The sequence below is a fragment of the Niabella yanshanensis genome (genome assembly GCF_034424215.1).
GTDB lineage: Bacteria > Bacteroidota > Bacteroidia > Chitinophagales > Chitinophagaceae > Niabella > Niabella yanshanensis.
Genome location: NZ_CP139960.1, coordinates 2,533,881 through 2,552,675, shown reverse-complemented (window position 1 = coordinate 2,552,675; position 18,795 = coordinate 2,533,881). Strand labels below are relative to the sequence as shown.

The 18,795-nt window shown below is 42.2% G+C and carries 21 protein-coding genes and 1 other RNA gene; 10 read left to right on the top strand and 12 right to left on the bottom strand.

Annotation, left to right across the window (positions count from 1 at the left end; genetic code table 11):
- Positions 1 to 110: 110 nt before the first annotated feature.
- Positions 111 to 866 carry an LOG family protein gene (locus U0035_RS10400; RefSeq protein ID WP_114789736.1) on the top strand — a complete coding sequence of 252 codons (756 nt, stop codon included), beginning with the start codon at positions 111 to 113 and terminating at the stop codon, positions 864 to 866.
- A gap of 2 nt (positions 867 to 868) precedes the next feature.
- Here U0035_RS10400 and tamL read toward each other — a convergent pair whose 3' ends face one another.
- Positions 869 to 3,199, bottom strand: coding sequence for a translocation and assembly module lipoprotein TamL (gene tamL / locus U0035_RS10395; protein ID WP_114789735.1), 2,331 nt, complete (start codon positions 3,197 to 3,199; stop codon positions 869 to 871).
- A 78-nt stretch (positions 3,200 to 3,277) separates the two neighbouring features.
- On the opposite strand from tamL, the gene U0035_RS10390 reads away from it, so the two are divergent.
- The 3 genes from U0035_RS10390 to U0035_RS10380 all read left to right on the top strand — a co-directional run bounded on the left by U0035_RS10390 (position 3,278) and on the right by U0035_RS10380 (position 5,319).
- Positions 3,278 to 4,015: a TrmH family RNA methyltransferase gene (locus U0035_RS10390; protein ID WP_114790449.1), complete on the top strand. Its 738-nt coding sequence runs from the start codon at positions 3,278 to 3,280 to the stop codon at positions 4,013 to 4,015.
- Between the two features lie 102 nt (positions 4,016 to 4,117).
- Entirely contained in the window at positions 4,118 to 4,510 is a 393-nt protein-coding gene (locus U0035_RS10385; RefSeq protein WP_114793349.1) for a transposase, read from the top strand.
- A gap of 11 nt (positions 4,511 to 4,521) precedes the next feature.
- Positions 4,522 to 5,319, top strand: a complete 798-nt coding sequence (locus tag U0035_RS10380; protein ID WP_162818026.1) for an IS3 family transposase — start codon at positions 4,522 to 4,524, stop codon at positions 5,317 to 5,319.
- Positions 5,320 to 5,486: 167 nt separating this feature from the next.
- On the opposite strand, the gene U0035_RS10375 is transcribed toward U0035_RS10380, so the two are convergent.
- From U0035_RS10375 to ispG, 8 genes are all read right to left on the bottom strand, one after another.
- Positions 5,487 to 6,722 carry an ABC transporter permease gene (locus tag U0035_RS10375; protein ID WP_114792238.1) on the bottom strand — a complete coding sequence of 412 codons (1,236 nt, stop codon included), beginning with the start codon at positions 6,720 to 6,722 and terminating at the stop codon, positions 5,487 to 5,489.
- Positions 6,723 to 6,816: 94 nt separating this feature from the next.
- Positions 6,817 to 7,470, bottom strand: a complete 654-nt coding sequence (gene fsa, locus U0035_RS10370) for a fructose-6-phosphate aldolase (RefSeq protein WP_114792237.1) — start codon at positions 7,468 to 7,470, stop codon at positions 6,817 to 6,819.
- Positions 7,471 to 7,621: 151 nt separating this feature from the next.
- Positions 7,622 to 7,721: signal recognition particle sRNA small type (ffs, locus tag U0035_RS10365), an RNA gene on the bottom strand.
- A gap of 18 nt (positions 7,722 to 7,739) precedes the next feature.
- A complete protein-coding gene (locus tag U0035_RS10360; protein ID WP_114792236.1) occupies positions 7,740 to 8,618 on the bottom strand; it encodes a lysophospholipid acyltransferase family protein in 879 nt (292 codons plus the stop codon).
- An 83-nt stretch (positions 8,619 to 8,701) separates the two neighbouring features.
- Complete coding sequence (gene nadB, locus U0035_RS10355; protein ID WP_114792235.1) at positions 8,702 to 10,321, bottom strand: L-aspartate oxidase; 1,620 nt, start codon at positions 10,319 to 10,321, stop codon at positions 8,702 to 8,704.
- 317 nt (positions 10,322 to 10,638) lie between these two features.
- Positions 10,639 to 11,256 (bottom strand): class I SAM-dependent methyltransferase, encoded by a 618-nt coding sequence (locus U0035_RS10350; protein ID WP_114792234.1) that lies wholly within the window; start codon positions 11,254 to 11,256, stop codon positions 10,639 to 10,641.
- A 15-nt stretch (positions 11,257 to 11,271) separates the two neighbouring features.
- A complete protein-coding gene (locus U0035_RS10345; protein ID WP_114792233.1) occupies positions 11,272 to 11,940 on the bottom strand; it encodes a lysoplasmalogenase in 669 nt (222 codons plus the stop codon).
- A 351-nt stretch (positions 11,941 to 12,291) separates the two neighbouring features.
- Complete coding sequence (gene ispG / locus U0035_RS10340) at positions 12,292 to 14,298, bottom strand: (E)-4-hydroxy-3-methylbut-2-enyl-diphosphate synthase (RefSeq protein ID WP_114792232.1); 2,007 nt, start codon at positions 14,296 to 14,298, stop codon at positions 12,292 to 12,294.
- Positions 14,299 to 14,492: 194 nt separating this feature from the next.
- Here ispG and U0035_RS10335 point away from each other — a divergent pair, with 194 nt between their 5' ends.
- The 6 genes from U0035_RS10335 (at position 14,493) to U0035_RS10310 (ending at position 17,585) form a co-directional block, all read left to right on the top strand.
- Positions 14,493 to 15,074 carry a Crp/Fnr family transcriptional regulator gene (locus U0035_RS10335; protein WP_114792231.1) on the top strand — a complete coding sequence of 194 codons (582 nt, stop codon included), beginning with the start codon at positions 14,493 to 14,495 and terminating at the stop codon, positions 15,072 to 15,074.
- Positions 15,075 to 15,245: 171 nt separating this feature from the next.
- Entirely contained in the window at positions 15,246 to 15,746 is a 501-nt protein-coding gene (locus U0035_RS10330; protein ID WP_114792230.1) for a DinB family protein, read from the top strand.
- Between the two features lie 22 nt (positions 15,747 to 15,768).
- A complete protein-coding gene (locus tag U0035_RS10325) occupies positions 15,769 to 16,158 on the top strand; it encodes a VOC family protein (RefSeq protein WP_114792229.1) in 390 nt (129 codons plus the stop codon).
- A 3-nt stretch (positions 16,159 to 16,161) separates the two neighbouring features.
- Positions 16,162 to 16,578, top strand: coding sequence for an SRPBCC domain-containing protein (locus U0035_RS10320; RefSeq protein WP_114792228.1), 417 nt, complete (start codon positions 16,162 to 16,164; stop codon positions 16,576 to 16,578).
- Positions 16,575 to 17,144 (top strand): dihydrofolate reductase family protein, encoded by a 570-nt coding sequence (locus tag U0035_RS10315; RefSeq protein WP_114792227.1) that lies wholly within the window; start codon positions 16,575 to 16,577, stop codon positions 17,142 to 17,144. Before U0035_RS10320 ends, U0035_RS10315 begins: the two co-directional genes overlap by 4 nt.
- 60 nt (positions 17,145 to 17,204) lie before the next feature.
- Positions 17,205 to 17,585: a MauE/DoxX family redox-associated membrane protein gene (locus tag U0035_RS10310; RefSeq protein ID WP_114792226.1), complete on the top strand. Its 381-nt coding sequence runs from the start codon at positions 17,205 to 17,207 to the stop codon at positions 17,583 to 17,585.
- A 35-nt stretch (positions 17,586 to 17,620) separates the two neighbouring features.
- Here U0035_RS10310 and mnhG read toward each other — a convergent pair whose 3' ends face one another.
- From mnhG to U0035_RS10295, 3 genes are read right to left on the bottom strand one after another with little or no spacing between them, the layout of a single operon-like run.
- Positions 17,621 to 18,049: a monovalent cation/H(+) antiporter subunit G gene (gene mnhG / locus U0035_RS10305; protein WP_114792225.1), complete on the bottom strand. Its 429-nt coding sequence runs from the start codon at positions 18,047 to 18,049 to the stop codon at positions 17,621 to 17,623.
- Complete coding sequence (locus U0035_RS10300) at positions 18,042 to 18,314, bottom strand: monovalent cation/H+ antiporter complex subunit F (protein ID WP_114792224.1); 273 nt, start codon at positions 18,312 to 18,314, stop codon at positions 18,042 to 18,044. Before U0035_RS10300 ends, mnhG begins: the two co-directional genes overlap by 8 nt.
- Positions 18,311 to 18,787 carry a Na+/H+ antiporter subunit E gene (locus U0035_RS10295; protein ID WP_114792223.1) on the bottom strand — a complete coding sequence of 159 codons (477 nt, stop codon included), beginning with the start codon at positions 18,785 to 18,787 and terminating at the stop codon, positions 18,311 to 18,313. Before U0035_RS10295 ends, U0035_RS10300 begins: the two co-directional genes overlap by 4 nt.
- Positions 18,788 to 18,795 lie beyond the last annotated feature (8 nt).

Sequence of the window (18,795 nt, the reverse complement as noted above, 5' to 3'; positions counted from 1 at the left end):
TTAAAGTATATAAGAGGCAAAAATAAGATGTTGCTTGTTTATGATTTTTAAATTTATATTCGCCAGAGACAATGTGAGTTATAGCATATAGAAAAACGATTTGAAAAAAGATGAAAGAAAAAGAGAAAATTGCCAGGAAGATTGCAGAACCCATTATACCAGCCAAAGAGCATGTATACCTGGAAGGACCTAAAAGCAGGGGCTATGAGTTTATTTTCCTGTTCAAAGTGGCCTGGGAATTTCTAAAAGGGATGAGAAACCTGCATTTCGTAGGACCCTGTGTAACCGTGTTTGGCTCCGCCCGGTTCAAAGAAGATCATGATTATTATAAAAAAGCGGTAGAGTTTGGCGCCAGAATAGCTGGTACGGGCTTCACAACCATGACGGGTGGCGGACCAGGGATTATGGAAGCTGCTAACCGGGGAGCTTTCGAAGCAGGTGGTCAATCAGTAGGATGTAATATCAAGCTGCCTTTTGAGCAACACTACAACAGATATCTTACCAAAGCAGTAACTTTTGATCATTTCTTTATCCGGAAGACCTTGCTGATCAAATACAGCTACGCTTTTATTATCATGCCGGGTGGTTTTGGTACCATGGACGAGTTCTTTGAAACACTGACGCTCATACAAACCAAAACAATTGCACAGTTTCCTATTGTTATTTTTGGCAAAGAATTTTATGCCGACCTCATGGTGGCTATCGAAGATATGGCAGAGAAGGGAACTATCTCTCCTGAAGACCTTGACCTGGTATTATTGACAGACGATATCGATGAAGCAATGGATCATATCAGTAAATATATTACCACCAACTATAAAATAAAAAGACGCAGGCGTATACCCTGGTTTTTTGAAAAAAAATAAAGCTAGAAGATAAAAGGATACCCGATGCCTATCTGCAGCTGGCTGCCCCGGAAGAAAGGGTAAGCAAAGAATTTGTTCTGATAGTCTGCAAACCGGCCGTCAGGGCTGGGGTCTTTTACCTTATAGGCATAATCCAGGCGAATAACGAAGAAGCTGAAATCGGCCCTGATACCTGCTCCGGAGCCAATGGCAATGTCTTTGCCCAAACGCGATAATCTAAATCTTTCCTCTGCTGAACCGGCTTCTTTTTTAAGGTACCAGATATTACCAATATCGGTAAAAAGGGCGCCATTAATGGGGAGGCCCGCGATATTAAACAAAGGGAGCCTGTATTCGATATTAGCCTCCAATTGTACATCTCCAAATCTGTCCGGTACTATAAATTCACCGTCAATAGACGCATCGTTCTCGTAGTACTTAACGGTAGAACCCGGTCCCAGCCGCCGTAATTGCCAGGCACGCATGCTGTTAGGTCCCCCACTGTAATACTGTTTGAAAAAAGGTAGCTGCGATCGCTTTAGCGGGTTAGCGGTGGCATCCAGTTCATAGCCAATGCCTGCAAAACCTCTTACTACCAGACCTGTTTTTTGGGACAGCTTTATAAGTTTGGCATATTCCGCATCCAGCTTAACAAAACGATATAGCTGCTCGTCTATAAAACTGTTACGTACCATTCCCGTAAGCAGACCCGAAGCTTCCAGGTTCATTCTTAAAACATTAATACTTCTCCTGTTGGCACTATTCCATGGCATAGAAAAATTGGTGATTACCGAAGTGATCAAACCATCGGAAAACAGGTTTTGTATGGATGGGTTTTCACTGATCAGGGATAAAAGGCTGTCCCTTTTCTTAATATAGGAATACTCGATATTAGGTATTTTAATACCTAAGTTAAAAGTGCGGTTGGTTAAAGCATATTCCCTCGACCGCCAACCAAATTCATATCCCCAGGAAGTATTAAAGCTGGTAAGGTTAAATAACAGCCTTCGCTCGGTATTGGCCGCATTTAAGCTGAGTACCGATTGTATATTTCCCCTGAACGATTGTCTGAAATTGTTCATGCCGGGAAAAACATATCGGGGAAATATGAGGGAGTTGCTCAAACTGATCTGCCGCGTTTGGATAAATTGACCGGAGTTAAGCCCTCCTAATTCGACACCTTCCCGTATATTGGTATTAAGCTGGTTGGCTCCTTTTAAAAAATTCCGATTTTGTAGCCCCACATTCAATCCAAGTCCTACAAAATTTCCGCTGATAACGCTTTGGCTGAAACTACCCTCCAGGTTGGTGGTAAAATTATATTTAGGTGCGGGAGTCAGCCGCATTACAAAATCTACGGTATCAGTGCGTTCCCGTGGAATCTGTTGTATGTCTACTAACCTCCAGGTGCCCAGGTTATTAAACCGGTTCACCGTACGCATATAGCGGCTTTGGCGGTACAATTCGCCACGGGTTAAGTAAACGTATTGTGGGAATATTTTGGGTTTAAACTTGTCCGATCTTTGTACTACCGTCACGTTACGGATCGTGGAAATTTTTTCTGAACGGTTGGAGGTGTCGGCCCGTACATCCGGATATACGGTTACATTGCCCACATAGTATTTTTGCAGGCTGATGCTATCTGTTAGTTGTTTCTGCCTGATCTCGAGGTTAGCAGTGGGGTTTTCTTTTCGCTCCTGGTATTTTTGGATCTGGGTTACCTGCTCTAACGGGTCTAATGCTGGTTGCAGTAATTCCAGGTCCAGCGTATCCCAGAGTGCATAAAGATTATTACGTGTAAAAAGGAGGTAGCCATTATTCCTGTACAATTCCACCAGGCGGTCCATTTCCAGCGAAATCGGCGTTTGCGCAAAGCGGTCGCCTTTTTTAATCAGCGCATCCTTCAGGTTTTTGTTAGTTAGAAATTGCAGACTGTCATCCTGTAAGTCGTAGCCCAGCGAGTCGATACGGGTTGGTTTCCCGGGCCATACATTAAAGTCGATAAAGGCTCTTTGCTGGTCTCCACTATTTTTTACCTGGGTGGTGAAATTAATTGAGTCATGAAAGTAGCCCTCTGCCACCATATAATTATTCATAAACTCCAGTGATCTGCTGATCAGTCCCGTGTCGAGGGGCTGCGGGTTTTTTAGCACTTCCCAAAATACTTTATCCAGTTTCCGGGCAGCAATACTATCATCCAATTGTTCATATAAGCCTGCTTCAAGTCTCGACTTTTCGTCTTTCTTCAGGTCATTATCTTTTATATTGATAGCGGTTTGAAAGATATAGGGTTTGTTTTGAGGCTCGTTTCTTACCACTGTAAATAGTGTACAGGAAGAAAAAACAAATACCATTATAAGGGGTACAAAAAGAAGATGTATATTTTTGTATGATTGAATGCTATTATTCAATGGATGAATTATATTAAAAGGATGCTTAATAAATCTGAGGTCAAATATATTCAAAGTTTAAGCCAAAAAAAATTCAGGGATGAAGAAGGTGTTTACCTGGCTGAAGGCCCGAAAATTGTCGGGGAAGCGTTAACTGCCCGCCGGCTGGAAGTAAAGAAGATATATGCCCTCCAGGAATGGTTAGGGTTAAATGAGGAATTATGTAAAAATGTTGACTGCGAGGCAGTAGCCGGTTTTGAGCTGGAGAAAATATCACAGCTCAAAACGCCCAACCAGGTGCTGGCCATAGTAGCCCAGCCGGGAGTTGAACACTTTAAGTTTAAAACAGATCGGCCGGGTATCATTCTTGATGGTATCCAGGATCCTGGCAACCTGGGTACGATTATCCGGATCGCAGACTGGTTTGGCGTGCACCAGGTTATTTGCAGTAAGGATTGTGCTGATGCGTATAATTCTAAGGTAGTACAGGCTACCATGGGAAGTATTTTCAGGGTAAAGTTATTATATACAGATCTGGAAAGCTGGATGGATGCGCATAAAGAATTAGCCTTTTATGGTGCTGCGTTAAATGGCGCTCCATTGAAAAACAGACCTGCAATTTCCAACGGACTGGTGGTGATTGGTAATGAATCGAAAGGAATAAGGCCGGAAGTAATGAACCGGCTTACCGAAAGAATAACCATTGAAAAATGGGGTGATGCCGAATCATTAAATGCCGCTGTAGCAACGGGAATTATTCTTTCTCACCTGAGAGGATGAGCCGTGAGTAACGAATAGTGAATGGTGAATAGTGAATGGTGAATAGTGTCTTGTGTCTTGTCCTGGTATAGGTTGACAGTTTTTATATTAAAAAACTGACGGATGACGAAGATATCCATTAGAGAACAGGTTCGGTATAGTATTAGCTTTAAGCAAAAAGTTGTCAGAGAAGTGGAGAAAGGGTTATCAGTAGAGTCTGTTCGCAGGCGGTATAATATCGGCGGGGGCAGTACTATTCAAAATTGGATCAGACAATTTGGTAAACATCATTTATTAAGTAAAGTGTTAAGAGTGGAGACGCTTGAAGAAAAAGACCGTTTAAAAGAATTGGAAGCTGAAGTAAAAAAGCTGAAGCTGGCCTTGGCAGACAGCATGTTGGAGAAGCAAGCTTTGGAGACACTAATCGACATAGTGGATGAGCATTATGATACAGATGTAAAAAAAAATTTCGCACAGCAGTCATCCGCATGTGTGGGGAGAAAGGGCAAAAAGTAAATCGGCTGTGTTTGTACTTTGGTTACAGCCGTTCGGGTTATTATAAATCGCTGAGAACAATTATTCAATCGGATTTAACAGAGGCTGTAGTGGTAGATTTAGTAGGTTCGGTTCGGCGTTATCAGCCGATGATAGGAGGTAAAAAACTGTATTCGTTATTAAAAGCTGATTTGGCAAAACCGGGCAGTAGAGTTGGTCGCGATAAGTTCTTTGATATACTACGCAAGCAGAAGTTGCTGATAAAAAGAAGAAGGAGGTATGTTACTACAACGGATTCTTATCATCGCTTTCGCAAGTATAACAATAAGGTTAAAGATCAATTACTTACAGGACCCGGCCAGGTAATTGTAAGTGATATTACTTATTTGAGGACGTCGAGCGGGTTTGTATACCTGTTTTTGCAAACAGATGCCTGGTCTCGAAAGATCACCGGCTGGCATTTGAGTGAGAGTTTGGGTATTGCTGGAGCACTAAAAGCTCTTGAGATGAGTATCCGGCAGTATCCTTCGACGCTGGGAACGATCCACCATTCCGATCGGGGCATCCAGTATTGTTGTGATGCTTATGTGTCAGCACTACAGGAGGCCGGAATGGAAATTAGCATGACTGAAGAAAATCATTGTTACGAGAATGCACAGGCAGAAAGGGTAAATGGGATATTGAAACAGGAATTTCTTTTAGATAGTGTATTTGCCGATAAGCAGGAAGCATTTAAAGCAGTGAAAGAGGCCATATATACTTATAATTACCGCCGTCCCCATTGGTCTTTAAATTTAAGAATACCTATACAGTTACACAATGCAGCATAGTATGTCAAACCAGGAAGATGCGCTCGCCGCGCGGGCGGTGTAATTCTAAGGTTAACTTTTATTAAATAATGAAATTTGAAACAATATTATTAACAAGAAAAATGTCCACTTTTTTCAGGACATGACATTGAGTAGTTGGGGTATCAAACAGGTTCTTTCAATCCTGTTTATCTGAATTGAATGGCTTTAACCGGCTGTATCTTTCTTACGATGTAAGAAGGTATCAATAGTACCAACATGCAGATGAAAAAAGTGGCACCACAAATGGCAAATACCTCCCAGGCAGTGATCTGTACTGCCGCCCGGTCCATATAATAGGCTTCTTCATCCAGTTTAATAAAACCTGTTTTCACCTGTGCGTATAAAATACCTAAACCTATTATGGCTCCGGTAAGGATGCCCCTGAGCGCAATAATCAGGCTGTGACGCAGGAATATTTTCTGAACCATCCAGTCGGTAGCGCCAATGGATTTTAACACGCCTACCATACGCATACGCTCCAGTACCAGGATGATCAGGCAGGTGATCAAATTAATTACCGCTACAACGATCATAATACCGATCAACACGTTCCGGGTGGTATCCTGCATATTCAGCCAATCGAAAATGTTGGGAATATACTCTTTGATATTCTGTATGCTCCAGTCTTCATCAAAGCCGGGCAATTGGGCAATCTGATGTATAGAGGAGTCTGTCTTTTTAAAGTCATTTAACACTATTTCATAGCCCCCAATCTGGTTTTGCTGCCAGCTGTTCAGCCTGCGTATCAATTGTATATCTCCGATAGCAAAAGAATTGTCGAAATCGCCGATATCTGTTTTAAAAATGCCGCTGATGGTGAGCTTGTCACGTCTTTTCGAACCGTCGGGCCGGATGAAATAAATTGACACCCGGTCATTCACATTTAAGTGAAGCTCCTGCGCCGTTTTTTTCGAGATCATAATATCCCTGCTATAGGTGGTATCGTTGAAACGGATCGGAATGCCATCTATTATAAATTCTTTCAGGTTATCAAAATCATAGGTTTTATCAAGTCCTTTTACCAATATGCCCTGTAGTTCGTCTTTGGTTTTAAGAATAGCATATCGTGTAGCAAATGGATATACCGCTTTCACATTAGCTGTGTTGCGAATACGGCCTTCGGTTTCATTACTGGCGATAATGGGTATTTCCTCGGTAATCAGCGAGGAATAGGGTAGCGTTTCCTGTATACGCGCATGCCCCCAGAAACTAAATACTTTTTCACTTACTTTTTTCTGGAACCCATTGGCGAAGGCCAGCGTAATGATCATTGCCGCAACGCTGATTACTGTAGCAACAATAGAAAGCCTGATAATAAACCGTGAAAACGAGCGGCTCCGGTTGAATGCGATGCGGTTGGCAATAAAAGATGAAATGTTCAATTAAAATTGTTGAAAAGTGGAAAGGTTGAAAAGTTGAAAAGTACCAGGCTGGCGCCTTGTTAACCTGTCAACTTCTCAACTCTTCAACTATAAATTACTGAAACTTCTTAGCGTCTTCTAAAAATTTCGCCAGACCGATATCTGTCAAAGGATGTTTTAACAATGCCAGGATGGGTTCTAACGGGCAGGTACATACATCGGCGCCTACTTCGGCACAACGGATGATATGATTGGCGCTGCGGATAGAAGCCGCCAATACTTCGGTTTTAAATCCCTGTACATTGTAGATATGGGCAATTTGCTCAATCAGTTGTACACCGTCCCAACCGCTGTCATCAATACGGCCAATAAAAGGAGATACGTATTTGGCTCCGGCTTTGGCGGCCAAAATTGCCTGACCGGCACTGAATACCAGAGTGCAATTGGTTTTAATACCATTGTCTGTAAACCATTTAATGGCTTTCACGCCCTCTTTGATCATAGGCACTTTTACGATGATATTCTTATGCAGTGCAGCCAGCTTTTTGCCTTCTTCGATAATACCTTCAAAATCGGTGCTTACTACTTCGGCGCTGATGTCGCCGTCTACAATTTCGCATATATCAACATAATGCTTCATAATGGCATCATGGCCTTTAATGCCTTCTTTGGCCATTAAAGAAGGGTTGGTCGTAACCCCATCCAGAATTCCCATGTCATTGGCTTCCCTGATCTGATCAAGATTCGCGGTGTCGATAAAAAATTTCATGATTTTATTTTTTTGTTTTTATACCAGCTATCAAAATATGTGGTGATTGCATTGCCCGCAGCGTTATTTTTTTGAAACTGTGCGTAACAACATTGTCTTTGAGACATGCTAAAGTAGTATAATAAAGCTAAAACGAAAAGGATGGGCACAAAAAAAGCAGGCTACTCACATCGCGCCGCTACAACCGTCTATCCTTGCTGCCTTCCGGCCCTGGGGAGTTTCAACAGGAGCTGGCCGTATGAGACCTGCGACTGCAAATATAGTACTTTTTATTGAATCGCCGGCCCATATTCTTCCTTCCACTCATGTTTCCATCTTCGGTGACTCCACAACCACATATCCGGGTCGGCTTTGATCACAGCTTCGAGGTAGTTGACGAACTGGTGCGTGAGTGCAATTTCATTTTCTGCTTTTGGAGATTCTTCTGCTAATGAAAACGTTACGTTGTAATAACCTCTTTTCGGGCGGCTTATAAAAGCAAAAATCACAACGGTGTTATTTTTCACTGCATTTTTGGCCGGACCCATAATAAACGCTGTTTTCCGGTCAAAAAAGTTGAACCACTCTGATTTTGCCAGGTTGGAAGGACTTTGATCGGCTACCAGGCCCAGGCAATACTGAGTATTCCTGTGAGGCAGGAATTCACGCGTCATGTGATGAGCGCTTAAAAGTACCGTGCCGCTTCTCGAACGTATTTTTTTAAAGATTCTATTGAAAGTTTTATTAGCAAGCGGCATATAAACTCCCAGAAATTTGTACCGGCTATGCATCAGCAATGATACGTTGCCCCATTCCCAGTTAAAATTATGTCCCAGGTGTAGCTGTACAGAACGGCCTTCCGCATAATATTTATTGATCACTTCCCAGTTACCCGTAAAACGTTTTTCAAAAAAAGAGTCGGGCGCCGATAATAGCTTAATCGTTTCAATCATCGAATCGATGAATTTATGGTAGAAATTCTTCGCTATCCTTGTTCTTTCTTTAACCGTTTTTTGTGGGAAGGCAATCTCAAGATTGTGCATCACCACTTCTTTGCGATAACCAATTACATAGTATATAAGAAAATAAAAAAAATCGGAGATCCAGTAAAGTACTCTCAGCGGTAATAAAGAACAGAAATATAAAAAACCGTAAACGATATAATACATTATAGAAAATTCGTGGCGCATAGTTGATGGATCATTGTTCATAGCCTGCCTGCCATTACCTATGATCTATTACCCATGAACTGTTATAAAACAATATTTTGAAGCAGCTCGCTCTTCTGCGGATAATCCGTATTATAATTGAGTCCCCGGCTTTCTTTGCGGAAACTGGAACCTTTTACAATCAGGTAGCCAACTGTTATCAGGTTGCGAAGTTCCAAAATATTTGGCGAAAGCGTACTGGTTTTATAGAGCTGCTCCGTTTCTTCCCAAAGCAGGTCGATACGCCTGATGGCCCTTTGCAGCCTTATATTATTGCGCACAATACCCACATAGTCGCTCATCACCTGCTGAATTTCTTTAAGACTTTGCGTAATCAAAATTAATTCCTTTGGTGTGCTGGTGCCCAAAGCGTTCCATGCCGGTATATTCAGCTTGAAAGTGGGATGTTCAGGCAGGTCGTTATTGTCTACCTTTTGCGAAACGTGCACAAAGCAACGGTGCGCAAATACCATTGCCTCCAGCAGGGAGTTGCTGGCTAACCGGTTAGCGCCATGTAAGCCGGTACTGCTGCATTCACCTACAGCATAAAGGTTCCTGATAGAGGTTTGTCCCCATTCATCTACTTTAATACCGCCGCAACTGTAATGAGCAGCAGGCGCTACCGGAATCATATCGTTTGAAATGTCGATACCTGCGCTTTTGCATTTTTCATAAATATTCGGAAAATGCTCAACGAATTTGGCGGTATCAAAATGCCGGCAATCCAGCCAAACATGTTCGGTACCGGTGGTTTTCATTTCGTTGTCGATGGCGCGTGCTACAATGTCGCGGGGCGCCAGGTCCCTGCGCTCATCATAACGCTCCATAAAAGCCTCACCGTCTTTATTGCGAAGTATACCCCCATCACCACGCACCGCTTCGGTTATCAAAAAAGCCTGGCCTCTCAGTCCCGGTTCATACAAGGCGGTAGGATGGAACTGTATAAACTCCATATTCTCAATCCGGCCCTTAGCCCTGTATACCATCGCTACTCCATCGCCGGTAGCAATGGCAGGGTTAGTGGTGGTACGGTATACCTGCCCGTTGCCGCCGCTTGACAGGTAGGTGGTTTTAGCCAGAATGGTTTCTATCTCGTTGGTATGCAGGTTAAGTGCATACACGCCATAACATTCAATATCGGGGGTAGATTTGGTGATAAGGTATCCCAGGTGGTGCTGCGTAATGATATCCACTACAAAGCAATGCTTAATAATTTCAATATTTTTTAAGCGGGCAACGGCTTCCAGCAAAGTGCGTTCCATTTCCCAGCCTGTAATATCCTTGTGGTGAATAATACGAAACTCACTATGCCCTCCTTCTTTACCCAGTTTATAATCACCATCCGATTCCTTGTCGAAATTCGCGCCCAATTCAATTAGTTCCTGTACTCTTTCAGGGCCGTCCTTCACCACAATTTCAACTATTTTTTCATTGCACAGGCCGTCCCCGGCAATCAACGTGTCTTCTATATGTTTTTCAAAACTATCTTTTTCCAGGTCGTTCACTACGGCCACACCGCCTTGTGCATACTTGGTATTGGTCTCATCGGCCGCAGCCTTTGTGATTACCAATACTTTTTTTTCGGGATATTTTTCAGCCATTTTGTAGGCATAAGTAAGACCCGCTATACCCGTTCCGATTACTAAAAAATCTACTTGTTGCATTTGCCAAATTTTTGTGGGCCGGCTGAAGAATATATAGCAGCGTATTTACCTGCCCGTTCCTTCAGGCGCCCGTCCGTACCGAATGGTACATTCGGTCGGGGGCGACGCTCCGTTCAGCGTTCCGGTTCTGTGGCATCAAACTTACATGAAAATTTTCATTAGGCTGACGCTTCCTCTGTTCTACTGAATGTTTAACGTTCATTAGAGGATGATCAGGAGCTCAATCGTAAGCCGGATGAAATGTGTAGAGGCGAATTTAGCCGGGAGCCGGATGGAAACCAGAAGAGAGAGGATGGGTTTACACTACCTGCCCTGATTTAGTTTAACACAAAAACGCTAACACCTGTTTCTTTGTCATTTAACAAAACCGTACAATTCCATTGCAAGGAACTGTAAGGGAGTAGCTCCATAATAAATGGTTTACCTACCAGGCGTTCGGGAGTACTGATAATAACGGTTACCTGGCGTTCAAGGTAGCATTGGAGTACTTGTTTCAATTCTTCAAATACAGCAGGTTCATAATTGACATCGCTTAGCAATACCACTTCAGGAATGGGTTCTTTGGTAGCATCTCTCCAGTTCAGGGTTTTTGTTATGACGTTTCCTAACTTAAGATGCTGTGCGGACTGTTTTATAAATATTTCGGCTAGCGGCTCTTTATCCGTAATGGTTATTTGCTTTGCAAAGGATGCGGCATATAATCCCGGCAAGCCCAGTCCGGCCGCCAGTTCCAGTATTTGTTTGTTGCGGATAAGACGAACATGTTGCTCCAGGAAAATACAAAGGCCAATAGAAGCCGGCCATACCCGTGCCCAATAGGCATCGTCTTTATTGTTTCGATACCTGTTCAATAGGGCTTGCTCCTCCGGCACATATATTTCCAGGCGCTGATCATTTAAAAAATATGTTTCGAGCTTTTGAGGTAGTGACATCATACGCAAAGATGTGGTTTAAATGGCAGTAGTATTAATATACCTGGTAAGACCTTTTACCAATAACCATTGAGCTAACACATACGTAATCATGATAGCCCATCCACCCCAGGGATAAGGTTGGTAAAATTTATTAATAGCCAATACAGAGTCAGATACCACAAAGAGAATGGCTCCTGTTAATAAATATCGTGCAGTAAGATTGTCCTTTAGGTCGTGAAGATGCATAGCTACCAGCAGCATAAAACTGATCACTAAACCATAAATAATGACCGGGTACTTCAAGCCACCCAGGTAGGGTAGTAGAAAGTTAATGATCAGGAAATAATAAATGGCTACGATGATGGCGGCATACCACTTGCCTGCAATTTGATGCCTTGTACGTATTTGATGAAACGTATAGATGTAGAAAAGATGGCCTGCGAGGAAAGCGCAAAGCCCCAGGATAAAAAATAGTTCACTGGCATTGGCAAACATCAGCAGGGTGTCGCCGGCGATAGAAAATATTAATGCTGCTACTATCCATTTTTTCAGGGCAGAAGCTACCAGCCTGGTACTTAAGACAAAATAATAAAGTAAGGAGCTTACCAATAAGGGTTTAAAGATAAACTGCAGGGTGTCTTGTCCAAAAGCCATACCCAGGAAGTAAACAATAGCTATGATACCAAAAATATAAGCAGGTTTCATATGGAGATCATGATCCGTTTGCGTAAAGATAGTACAGTATGATGCGGAATGCCATTTTTAAATGCTACTTAACCCAGAAAGCAAAACAGGCTATTCCTGAAGAATAGCCTGTTCCGTAAGATAAGGTTGGTGGTTAAGATTTACTTATTTCTTTGTCAGCAACGATAAGCGTTTACACAACTGGTTAATTTCTTAATATTGATGTGCAAATTTTAGAAAAAATGCGGAGTAGAGGAAATGTTGTTGTGTTTTTTCGATGAACCTGCCGTTATTGTCAATGAATGCGTTTGATCCTTCTTTGAAATCGGATCAAAATGATTGTTTTCGCAATAAGAGAACGCTTAATTAATGCTATGGTTCTACCCAAGCTTCGTTTTCTTTTAATAAATTAATCAATTCATCTACGGCAACCTCACTGTTAACGTTTCTTTTAACAACCTCCTTACCCCTGTAAAGCGTAATTTTTCCCGGACCACTTCCTACATAACCAAAATCGGCATCTGCCATTTCGCCTGGTCCGTTTACAATACAACCCATAATGGCTATTTTAACGCCTTTGAGATGGTTGGTTACCGAGCGTATTTTGGTAGTGGTTTCCTGTAAGTCAAATAAAGTACGACCACAGGAGGGGCAGGAAATATATTCTGTTTTTGAAATACGCATACGCGTTGCCTGCAATATGCTGAAAGCCGTGTTATTAACGAACTGTTCGGGTGATTGATTATTGAGGTAATTTCTTCCTGATGCATTTAATGTGGCTGCTTGTGTGTAAGCATTTGCTGTCATACCCAGGCAAATGCCATCACCGAATCCATCCAGGAACAAGGCTCCGGTTTCTGTAGCGTAATGAATGAGATGCTCGTCTGCTGTGCTCCAGTTACTATCGGTTATCAATACAATGGGAGCGGTTATATGCTCCTGCTGCAGTTTGATGCAGGTAGCTCTCACCGTTTGCATGGCATTTTTTTGAGTGCTGCTCAGGCACAAAACAACATTTTGTTTTTGTGCGGCCCGCTGCAGGTACTGTTCTTCCTGCGGACAATCGATCATCACAAAATTAATAGCGCTATCAGTTTGCTCTATTGCTGCAAAATGTTCGGCACAATAAATAGGAAAGTATTTGTTGGCATCCGGCGCATTTTTCCAATGCTCATATGGGGTGATCACTTTTAATGTACCCGGCAATGCAAAGCCAATATCCGGTTGATTGATATATATATAATCAGCTGCCGCATCCGCTATATTCCATTTATCGTCTGCTTCATTATAGATGTAGCCAATACCTTTAAGCGAAGCTGGTGTTATATGGGCTACTTTACTAAGGTCTGCAATCACCACAGGAACCTGGCCTCCACCAATATTATTAACGGCCACTGTTCGATGTCTTTTAAAATTAAACGGATTGTAAGTAGACAGATTGACCGGTGCGGGAATGTTTTCCTTGTCAACATTTAAACCAGTTGACTTATCAACTTTGTTTTCATACCGCTTCACAATATCCCTGCAAACCGGTATTTCCAGCTCGGGATCTTCGGTAAGCGAAACACGGATGGTGTCGCCGATGCCGTCTTCCATTAGGGTACCAATACCTACAGCAGATTTAATACGGCCTTCCTCGCCATCACCGGCTTCGGTAACACCCAGGTGTAAAGGATATATTTCACCAAACTCATCCTGCATGGTTTTGATCAGCAGGCGGTAAGCCTGCACCATCACCTGTGGATTACTGGCTTTCATGCTTAAGATAATCTGGTGATAGCTTTCGCTTCTGGCAATGCGTAAAAATTCCATAGCGCTTTCCACCATACCAATAGGCGTATCGCCGTACCGGCTCATAATGCGATCACTCAAACTGCCATGATTAGTACCGATACGCATGGCCGTTCCGTATTCTTTACAGATCTTCACTAATGGTGTAAAACGATCGCGGATACGGTCTATTTCCTCTGCATATTCCGCATCAGTATATTCTATCTGTTCAAATTTTTTCTTATCAACATAATTCCCGGGGTTAACCCTTACTTTTTCGATGATGCGGGCGGCTACTTCAGCAGCATTGGGGGTAAAATGTATATCGGCCACCAGGGGAGTGGTATAGCCTCTTTTTTTCAGCTCGTTTTTGATATTCAGCAGGTTCTCTGCTTCTTTTTTTGAAGGCGCCGTAATCCTTACCAATTCTGCACCTGCCTCAATACAACGGATCGTTTGCTCTACTGTGGCAATCGTATCCATGGTATCCGTGGTGGTCATGGTTTGTACCCTGACCGGATGATTATTGCCCAGGAGCAAGTCGCCTATTTTTACCTCTTTGGTTAACAGTCTTTTATATTGAGTCAATGATTCCGCAAATAATTCCATTTGGCAAAGATATTTTATTAAAGCTAGAATCAGCCATCTGCAATTGCTGAGCGGACATAGCTCTTTCCAATCTGTTTCAATGAACAGATATATTTTTATTTTAATAGCCCGCATTTTTCCAGGTTATAATAATGCAGCAGGTTATTTGTTGAACGCTTTTTATAACTATCTTACATGCTTGTTAAATAATACTCATGGAAATTTTAAAAGCGGTTTACCAGCACCCTCTTTTGTCAGAGAGCGATTTTCAACAAATTGCCAATGCTCATGAGTTGATGGAAGTGCCCAGGGGAACGCTGCTTTTGAAGGAAGGAAAAATTGCCAATGAATACTACGTTCTGCAAAGCGGAGTGGCCAGAGCGTATGTTTACGATTATAATAACGACGAGATCAGCACTGAATTTTTTACGGAGGGAGAGATCGTAATTTCTACTGCGTCTTTGTTTCAACGTATCCCTTCTCCTGAGAATATACAAACTGTTACGGACTGTGTTATGTTGAAAATTGAATTTGGAGCTTTCCAGGCGCTGTTCAGTACGATACCCGCTTATGTAGACTGGGGACGTCTTTGGTTTACCAGCCAGCTTTTTGCAATTAAACAAAGGTCGCTCGACATGGTACAGGAAACCGCTACTAATCGCTATCTGAAGCTATTGAAAGCAAAGCCACAGATCATACAGAATGTACCCTTAAAACAAATAGCTTCTTACCTGGGGGTTACCGATACTTCGTTAAGCAGGATCAGGAAAGAAGTAGCTACCTACCCTGCGGGGTAATAAGCCAGCCCTTTCTTTTGCCCAACCAGTGCTATTCACCCATCTGCTTGTCATATGGCAAGTATTTCTTTTTTAAGAAGTCTTCATTGGATTACTTGCCATTTGGCAAGGGCATCTACCTTTATGTGATACTATTTTTGAATAACGGTTGACCCCTAAAATTATTCAATTATGGAAAAAGCACAATTAAGCCAGGATATCAGCAACGTCTTTGATGAAGTGATCGATATCCTTAATGCAATACCCCAGGATCTTTTTAATAAAGTGCCTTTCGAAGATAGCTGGACTATTGGCCAGGTGGCCGAACATATTGCCATTTGCAGTCGCGGTATACCCGATAGCCATGTGAAAGAGGCAGAGCGGCCCTATGATGAAAATGAAGAAGCTTTGAAGAGCATATTTCTTGATATGAACCAAAAAGCTAAAGCTGATCCTGCTGTCACACCCCACTTACCCCCGCATCAGAAAGAAAATTTGGTGGAAAAAATAAAAGCCAATAAAATACTACTTGCAAATACTATAAAAGACAAGGAATTGTTGCAATTGTGTTTAGATATGGAGTTCCCCTTTATGGGATACCTGACCCGCTACGAGTGGCTGCGCTTTGTACAGGTTCATACACAGAGACATCTGAACCAGATCAAAAATATCCAGGCTCATTTATTGAATTAATAATCGTTTTAAATAATTAACAATGGAAAGCAAAAAAGGAAACCCGGTAGTATGGTTTGAAATTTATGTGGATAATATGGACCGCGCCACCCGGTTTTATGAAACCGTGTTTGATGTAAAGCTGGAGCAAATGTCTGATCCTACTGATCAATCTATGGACATGCGTTCTTTCCCGGGTAATATGGACGGATTTGGCAGCTCGGGTACATTGGTAAAAATGGAAGGCATGAAAGCCGGTGGTAGCAACATAACCCTATACTTTGGATGCAATGACTGCGCGACAGAAGAAAGCCGTGTTGAAGCGGCCGGGGGTAAAGTGGTCCAATCTAAAATGTCTATTGGCGAGTATGGATTTTGTTCGACCGTGCAGGATAGCGAGGGTAATACCATTGGGCTACATTCAATGAAATAAGCCATGAGCAATCAAAGTTTAGTGGCATTGGTTTTAATCAACCGGCCGGTAACGGAGGTTTGGGAATACTGGACGCACGCGAAGCATATTCTGCAATGGAATGTACCCTTCGATGATTGGCATTGTCCTGAAGTTGAGAACGACTTGACAGCAGGCGGGCGGTTTAAATTTTATATGGAGAAAAAGGACGGAAGTGATGGGTTTGAACACACAGGTGTATATGATCAGGTTGCCCCCTTTGAAATGATTGCGTATACGTTAAACGACGGAAGGCGGGCCTGGATTGAATTTCAGCAAATAGATAGCAATACGATTGTAAGGGAACGTTTTGAGCCTGAATTACATACGGCTATTGAGCTACAGAAAGAATTTTGTCAGTCGGTGCTGAACCGGTTTAAAAATTATGTGGAACAACAATGAGGGAAATCATATGGATTGCGCATACTTCATTAGATGGGTATGTAGCTAATAAAGAAGGTAAACTCGATGATTTTGAATCGGGGGAAGATAATCTTGACTTCGTAGGTGAGATATGCAAAGAAGCCGATACCATCTTATCAGGAAGAATTACTTATGAATTATTACATTCTTTCTGGCCTGATGCCGGTGAGCTGCCCGGCGCTACCAGAGCTGAGAAAAAATACTCAGATTGGTATAATGGTACCACCAAATTAGTAGCTACCCGAACGCCATCAGATCCTTGTAAAGGAAATATATATTTTGTTCATGATAATCTGGTGCAATATGTTCAGCAGGCTAAGGGGCAAAGGGGTAGTCCAATTGTTATTTTCGGTAGTACCGATGTAGGAGGACAATTAATGGAGCAGAACCTGATAGATGTGTACTGGATCTTTGTAAACCCCGTAATTTTCGGATCTGGTGTCCCTCTTTTCAAAAATGGGGCTAACCAGCGAAAGCTCAGGTTAGTCGAAACGCGGAGATTTGCCAACGGCGAAACAGCCCTGAAATATGTTTCGGAAAATTAGAACAAAATTTTAGCTTTACTATTAATCTCTAAACAAACCATCATTTTAAAAATCAGACTAATGAAAATCGTAAAAACAATCTTTTTCGTGCTTTTTGCATTGATGTTTATCAATGCCGGTTTAGATAAATTCCTGCATTATATGCCGATGCCGGAGATGACACCGGATATGAAGCCTGTTTTTGAAGCCTTTGGAACATTGAGTTGGTTAACACCTCTAACGGGGCTTATAGAGTTGGTGGCCGGGATATTGATTCTTTTTCCTAAAACCAGGGCGCTGGGCGCGATTATGATATTACCGGTAATGATTGGCATACTTTGTCATAATGCAACTTTTTATAACGGTGATCCAACCGGACTGACCATAGCGGGTGTTCTCTTTTTGATTAACCTCTGGATGATAGGTGATAACTGGAAAAAATATCAAACAATGGTAAGCTAAAGCTTGCCATTGTTCTTTTATAAGATAGGGCCAGGTTACCTGGTTTCGCCTTCTGTATCCGCTATCTGGTCATCAGAAAACGAGGTTGATTTATCAATAGCCTGCTGAGGATCGCTTTGCAGCTCATGGGTGTCTTTATTGTACATGCCGTCTAATTCGTCAACCACGGTGCCTTTCCATAAGGGCGTGCCTATAAAGTAGGCCGTCCGGCCAATCATATGTGCCGCAATGGGCGCCGTTATGATGAGGAAAAAAATAATAGCGATAGCTTTCGTGGTTACTGAAGCATCCCCGGGAAACATAATGGCAGCACAAATTAACAGCAAACCTACGCCAAGGCTCGAAGCCTTTACCGTAACCGACAAACGCAGATAAAAGTCGGGCATTCTTAAAATTCCGATGGACGCGAATAAAATGGCCAATGCACCCAGGGTACTGAGTATGGCTAAAATTATATTAATCATCTTTTTGTTTTTCTATGTAATAAGAAAAGGCGATAGTGCCCAGGAACGCAATAAGTGCCAGTATGATGGCGACATCTAATAATATTTTTTGATTTTGCCTGATACTGTAGACGGTAATAATACCAATGCCGATCGTAATGATCAGGTCCAAAGCTATTACACGGTCTACTATAGCAGGACCTTTGAACAGCCGGATGAAAACCAATACCACCGATAAGGTCAGTATAGGCAGAATGACGAAATCAAAGTAGTTGGCTAATGTCATCTTAAAATTTCTAATAGTCTTTTTTCCATGCCTTCTTTTAACTGCCTTACAAAAGCTTCAGGGCTTTTAAGGTACATGGCGTGTATATATAATGCTTTTTTGTCTTCACTTACATCCAGTATCAGTGTACCGGGAGTTAAGGAAATGAGTGTTGAAAGTACATTAATCTCAAAATCAGACCGGGCACTTAGCGGATAACGCACTACTCCCGGCTTGAAAAAGTATTTGGGCGTAATTACATCGTAAGCTACTTCAATATTGGCTTTGAGCATCTGGTACAAAAAATAGAAAGCAAAGCTGAATATCTTGGGTATCCGGTAAAAGTACCTGCGATCCTCTTCATTTTTATTCATGATCCATAGCACAAAAAAGCCCAGTATAAAGCCAAAGACGAAGCCTGAGTAAGATAATGAACCTGTAAGAGCCACCCACAAAAAGGATAGTAAAAGGTTCATCAGAAAATTCTTAATCATACTTTTCC

What these genes read in the sequence shown, in the direction of transcription:
- U0035_RS10400 (WP_114789736.1), top strand. Translation starts at nt 111, where the DNA reads ATGAAAGAAAAAGAGAAAATTGCCAGGAAGATTGCAGAACCCATTATA.
- tamL (WP_114789735.1), bottom strand. Translation starts at nt 3,199, where the DNA reads ATGGTATTTGTTTTTTCTTCCTGTACACTATTTACAGTGGTAAGAAAC.
- U0035_RS10390 (WP_114790449.1), top strand. Translation starts at nt 3,278, where the DNA reads ATGCTTAATAAATCTGAGGTCAAATATATTCAAAGTTTAAGCCAAAAA.
- U0035_RS10385 (WP_114793349.1), top strand. Translation starts at nt 4,118, where the DNA reads ATGACGAAGATATCCATTAGAGAACAGGTTCGGTATAGTATTAGCTTT.
- fsa (WP_114792237.1), bottom strand. Translation starts at nt 7,470, where the DNA reads ATGAAATTTTTTATCGACACCGCGAATCTTGATCAGATCAGGGAAGCC.
- U0035_RS10360 (WP_114792236.1), bottom strand. Translation starts at nt 8,618, where the DNA reads ATGTATTATATCGTTTACGGTTTTTTATATTTCTGTTCTTTATTACCG.
- nadB (WP_114792235.1), bottom strand. Translation starts at nt 10,321, where the DNA reads ATGCAACAAGTAGATTTTTTAGTAATCGGAACGGGTATAGCGGGTCTT.
- U0035_RS10350 (WP_114792234.1), bottom strand. Translation starts at nt 11,256, where the DNA reads ATGATGTCACTACCTCAAAAGCTCGAAACATATTTTTTAAATGATCAG.
- U0035_RS10345 (WP_114792233.1), bottom strand. Translation starts at nt 11,940, where the DNA reads ATGAAACCTGCTTATATTTTTGGTATCATAGCTATTGTTTACTTCCTG.
- ispG (WP_114792232.1), bottom strand. Translation starts at nt 14,298, where the DNA reads ATGGAATTATTTGCGGAATCATTGACTCAATATAAAAGACTGTTAACC.
- U0035_RS10335 (WP_114792231.1), top strand. Translation starts at nt 14,493, where the DNA reads ATGGAAATTTTAAAAGCGGTTTACCAGCACCCTCTTTTGTCAGAGAGC.
- U0035_RS10330 (WP_114792230.1), top strand. Translation starts at nt 15,246, where the DNA reads ATGGAAAAAGCACAATTAAGCCAGGATATCAGCAACGTCTTTGATGAA.
- U0035_RS10325 (WP_114792229.1), top strand. Translation starts at nt 15,769, where the DNA reads ATGGAAAGCAAAAAAGGAAACCCGGTAGTATGGTTTGAAATTTATGTG.
- U0035_RS10320 (WP_114792228.1), top strand. Translation starts at nt 16,162, where the DNA reads ATGAGCAATCAAAGTTTAGTGGCATTGGTTTTAATCAACCGGCCGGTA.
- U0035_RS10315 (WP_114792227.1), top strand. Translation starts at nt 16,575, where the DNA reads ATGAGGGAAATCATATGGATTGCGCATACTTCATTAGATGGGTATGTA.
- U0035_RS10310 (WP_114792226.1), top strand. Translation starts at nt 17,205, where the DNA reads ATGAAAATCGTAAAAACAATCTTTTTCGTGCTTTTTGCATTGATGTTT.
- mnhG (WP_114792225.1), bottom strand. Translation starts at nt 18,049, where the DNA reads ATGATTAATATAATTTTAGCCATACTCAGTACCCTGGGTGCATTGGCC.
- U0035_RS10300 (WP_114792224.1), bottom strand. Translation starts at nt 18,314, where the DNA reads ATGACATTAGCCAACTACTTTGATTTCGTCATTCTGCCTATACTGACC.
- U0035_RS10295 (WP_114792223.1), bottom strand. Translation starts at nt 18,787, where the DNA reads ATGATTAAGAATTTTCTGATGAACCTTTTACTATCCTTTTTGTGGGTG.